The 2,972-nt window shown below is 56.6% G+C and carries 4 protein-coding genes and 1 pseudogene; 1 reads left to right on the top strand and 4 read right to left on the bottom strand.

The features are described from left to right. Positions 1-236, bottom strand: a pseudogene (locus G9Q73_RS08680) (phosphoglycolate phosphatase); the annotation flags it as partial. A gap of 148 nt (positions 237-384) precedes the next feature. Continuing rightward, positions 385-1,077, bottom strand: a complete 693-nt coding sequence (rpe, locus tag G9Q73_RS08675) for a ribulose-phosphate 3-epimerase (protein WP_177419431.1) — start codon at positions 1,075-1,077, stop codon at positions 385-387. A 184-nt stretch (positions 1,078-1,261) separates the two neighbouring features. Here rpe and G9Q73_RS08670 point away from each other — a divergent pair, with 184 nt between their 5' ends. Beyond that, the gene (locus G9Q73_RS08670) at positions 1,262-2,083 is read left to right on the top strand and encodes an alpha/beta fold hydrolase (protein WP_177419430.1); all 822 of its coding nucleotides are present in this window, start codon (positions 1,262-1,264) and stop codon (positions 2,081-2,083) included. Here the strand turns inward: G9Q73_RS08670 and G9Q73_RS08665 are convergent. Beyond that, positions 2,058-2,609, bottom strand: a complete 552-nt coding sequence (locus G9Q73_RS08665; protein WP_246345146.1) for a transglycosylase SLT domain-containing protein — start codon at positions 2,607-2,609, stop codon at positions 2,058-2,060. The two genes, G9Q73_RS08670 and G9Q73_RS08665, sit on opposite strands and share 26 nt — an antisense overlap. A 17-nt stretch (positions 2,610-2,626) precedes the next feature. Continuing rightward, the gene (locus tag G9Q73_RS08660; RefSeq protein ID WP_177419427.1) at positions 2,627-2,857 is read right to left on the bottom strand and encodes a DUF350 domain-containing protein; all 231 of its coding nucleotides are present in this window, start codon (positions 2,855-2,857) and stop codon (positions 2,627-2,629) included. Positions 2,858-2,972 lie beyond the last annotated feature (115 nt).

Raw genomic sequence — 2,972 nt, 5'->3', positions numbered from 1 at the left:
GGATAGGCCTTCTCAAAATCCGTTTCGTCAGGCTCACCGTTGAGCTGGCCGATCAATCCGCGCCGCACCAGACGCTCCACCCCATTGCCGACCCAGTCACGGACCTTCTTTTCGCCATGAGCGGGACGTCCCAGCTGTTTCATCATCTCATCAACGCACCAAGCTAGGTCGGGCACGCTGTCCACCAGGGTTCCATCAACATCGATAAGGATCATTTTGGGTTGCTTGAGACTCATAACCTGCTACCTGCCTGGCGATTAAAAAGGACCAAGGATACGGAAGGATCGATAAAATTTTGCACGCCCTGCCTGTGGAAATTGGCAAAGTTCGTGGCTGACACAAAAAACGGGGCTCACAAGGCCCCGTTTTCAACACCAGACAGGATCAGACCTTGGCCAGCTCAGCCAGCATCTTGCCGACGATGGTGTTATAGCGGTTGGCATCGGAGTCGCCAGGGAAGCCGAAGATGCCGGATCCGGCAACGAAGGTGTCTGCACCAGCCGCCTTGATCTCGGCGATATTATCGACCTTTACGCCACCGTCGATCTCCAGACGGATGTCGTAACCGGAGTCGTCGATCATCTTGCGTGCTGCGCGCAGCTTGTCCATGGTCCCCGGGATGAAACTCTGGCCGCCGAAACCGGGATTAACTGACATCAGCAGGATCATGTCGACCTTGTCCATCACATGCTCCAGATAGGAGAGCGAGGTGGCCGGATTAAACACCAGACCAGACTTACAGCCATGCTCTCGTGTCAGGGCCAGGGAACGGTCGATATGTTCAGAAGCCTCAGGGTGGAAGGTGATGTAGGTGGCGCCTGCCTTGGCGAAATCGGGGATGATGCGATCCACCGGCTTGACCATCATGTGTACATCGATATCGGCGGTAACGCCGTGGCTGCGCAGTGCATCGCAGACCAGCGGGCCGATGGTCAGGTTGGGTACGTAGTGGTTGTCCATGACGTCGAAGTGGACGATCTCGGCACCGGATGCCAGTACGTTATCCACTTCCTCGCCCAGCTTGGCGAAATCCGCCGACAGGATGGACGGTGCGATCTGATCGGGTTGACGAGCCATGATTCTCTCTCCTGAAGTTTAGGTCTCCAGTGCCGTCAATCGGCACCGGGTACCGGCTGGAAGGCACAGCCCCCAGCCCCGAATATTTTTTGCCGCGACACTTTACCCCAAAGGCGGACAATTTGCATGACGAGGTTGGAAATCTGGTCTAAATTTAAGGCTGGATCGATTGGGAACCTAAACCATGCTACGACAATCTTTGTTACTGCTGATGCTTTTCCTAAGCCAGACAGCCTTTGCCGCCGACCTGGCGCGGGAGCAGCGCATCGCCGACCAGATCGTCGACGCCATCCTCGATGGCGAACCGGTCTGGCTCGAAGCGGACGGGCACCGTTTCCTCTCAATCCACACCGAGACCGATGCACAGGAGACCCGGGGCGGGGTGATCCTGCTGCATGGGATGGGGGCCAATCCAGACTGGCAGGATGTTATCCAGCCGCTACGCACCTATCTGCCGGAACACGCCTGGGATACCCTCTCGATCCAGCTGCCAGTGGCGGCAAGCGATGCGCCATTCCGTGAATATCTGCCGCTGATTCCGCAGGCCTATCCCCGTATTCACGCTGCCATCGACTTCTTCAAACAGAGGCAGAACACCAACCTGGTGATGATCGGTCACAGTCTGGGCGCACGCATGGGACTGGAGTTTCTCGCCAGCGAAAAACCGCAGGCGGTGCGCGCCTATATCGCCATCGGCCTGCCCACCCCAGCTCGAAAAGAGGGGAATCCGGTACTGGAAGCCATTGAAAAAGTCTCCATTCCGATGCTGGATCTCTACGGCAGCAGGGATCTGGAGAGTGTTGTCGCCACCGCCAAGCAACGCCGTATCGCAGCCAATAAAGCCGCGCACCCGAACTACAGACAGAGCCGCATCACCGGTGCGGATCACTTTTTTCACGGCATGGAGTCACTACTGCAGCAGCGGGTCAGTAACTGGACCAGGCGCGTGGCCGCCGGCATGGAGATTGAGGGCGAAACGGCTATTCCACCTGCATCAACTCCTTGATTCGCTTAACATAGTGGCGGGTTTCACTAGGCGCATAGGGCGCCACCTGATGCCAGCTCTTCACCTCACCGTGTTTGCCCTTGGCGCGTCGATAGGCCTTGTTGACGTTGCCGTATCCCGCGTTGTAACTCGCCAGTGCAAAAGAGAGGCGCTGTTCTGTGGGCAGCCCCTTTTTCCACCTCCGATAGAGCATGCGGTCATAGAAGATGCCCGCCGCAATATTCCAGCGTGGATCCTCGATATTGGTGAAGTGAGGGTTTTTTTCTTTAATCTCTTCAAAAGTTGAAGGCAGGATCTGCATCAATCCACGGGCCCCGGCGGGACTGTTTGCATTGGGCCGCAGTCCAGACTCGGCAATCCCCTGCGCCTTGAACCAGTGCCAATCGAAATGTGGCCCAAAGTAGTGCTTGGTGTATTTACGGAAGTGGCGGTCGTAGTCGTTGGTCCAATGCTTATGCTTAACATGCTTGGCCACCCCGGCAAGCGCCAGCCCCGGCAGCAGCACCAATAGCAGAAACCAGCGCAATGTGACCCGCGTCTCCATCAATTCAGGCCGAGCCCGATAACCAACCCCAGCGCGGTGCCGATCCCGATAAAGATCCCCATGATCATCACCCCCACCGCCAGATTGCCGTTCTTCAACTCCTCCGGAATGCTGAAATTGACGATATGACTGAACACCTTGCAACCAAACCACATGAAAAAGATGGTCAGCAGACCGCCAAAGATGGCATAGATGAAGTTGAGCAGGATAGGGTCGAAGGTATCGGTCATGTTTTCCCCTCCACAGGGTATTGGCAGGCGGTAAAATCAGATCAAGACGGGCTTCTTCGTCCCGTGCATTGCAGATTGGTAAGGATAGGCAGGAGCGGGACTGGAGGCAAGGGGC

The sequence above is a fragment of the endosymbiont of Lamellibrachia barhami genome, assembly GCF_011947365.2.
Taxonomy (GTDB): domain Bacteria; phylum Pseudomonadota; class Gammaproteobacteria; order Chromatiales; family Chromatiaceae; genus QGON01.
This window is presented reverse-complemented; position numbering and strand designations above follow the sequence as displayed.

Bases quoted from the DNA above. Each gene is read 5' to 3' on its own strand.
- rpe (WP_177419431.1), bottom strand. From the start codon at position 1,077: ATGGCTCGTCAACCCGATCAGATCGCACCGTCCATCCTGTCGGCGGAT.
- G9Q73_RS08670 (WP_177419430.1), top strand. From the start codon at position 1,262: ATGCTACGACAATCTTTGTTACTGCTGATGCTTTTCCTAAGCCAGACA.
- G9Q73_RS08660 (WP_177419427.1), bottom strand. From the start codon at position 2,857: ATGACCGATACCTTCGACCCTATCCTGCTCAACTTCATCTATGCCATC.